Genomic DNA, 834 nt, shown 5'->3' on the forward strand with positions numbered 1-834 from the left:
TCGCGAGCAAGCTCGCTCCCACAGGGATCTACATTCGGCTTCAGAAATCCCCCCACAACTGCTGCGCCACCGCCAACGCCACCACCGGCGCGGTTTCGGTGCGCAGCACGCGGGGGCCGAGGCGGGCGGCGTGGTAGCCGGCGGCCTTGGCCTGCTCGACCTCAGCCTCCGACAACCCGCCCTCGGGGCCGATCAGGAACGCCAGGGACGAAGGCTTGGCATGGCTGACCAGTGGATCGGCCACCGGATGCAACACCAGCTTCAATTCGGCCTCGGCCTGTTTCAACCAATCGGCCAGCAGCAACGGCGGATAAATCACCGGCACGGTGGAGCGCCCACATTGCTCACAGGCGCTGATCGCCACCTGGCGCCAATGTAGCAGGCGCTTGTCGGCGCGCTCGTCCTTGAGACGTACTTCGCAGCGCTCGGTGAAGATCGGCGTGATCTCGCTGACCCCCAGTTCAGTGGCCTTCTGGATCGCCCAATCCATGCGCTCGCCCCGGGACAGGCCCTGGCCGAGATGGATGCGCAGCGGTGATTCAGGCTGTCCGGCAAACTGCTCGTCGAGTTGCACGCGCACGCGTTTCTTGCCGACCTCGGCCAGCGCGCCGCGAAATTCCTGGCCTGAGCCGTCGAATACCTGCACCGCATCGCCCTCGGCCATGCGCAGCACACGGCCGATGTAGTGGGCCTGGGCTTCGGGCAATTCGTGATCGCCGAGGCTCAGGGGGGTGTCGATGAAGAAGCGGGACAGTCTCATGCCAAAATCTCTGGAAAAGGTTAAAGATGTAGGAGCTGTATAGGCGCTTTTTAGGAGCTGCGTAGGAGCTGCCG

The 834-nt window shown here is 64.3% G+C and carries 1 protein-coding gene; it reads right to left on the reverse strand.

Going from position 1 to position 834, the window contains the following annotated elements:
- Positions 1–40: 40 nt before the first annotated feature.
- The gene (locus tag OC610_RS28225; RefSeq protein WP_264432962.1) at positions 41–760 is read right to left on the reverse strand and encodes a 16S rRNA (uracil(1498)-N(3))-methyltransferase; all 720 of its coding nucleotides are present in this window, start codon (positions 758–760) and stop codon (positions 41–43) included.
- Positions 761–834: the final 74 nt, after the last annotated feature.

The sequence above is a fragment of the Pseudomonas agronomica genome (assembly GCF_025917275.1).
GTDB classification, from domain to species: domain Bacteria; phylum Pseudomonadota; class Gammaproteobacteria; order Pseudomonadales; family Pseudomonadaceae; genus Aquipseudomonas; species Aquipseudomonas agronomica.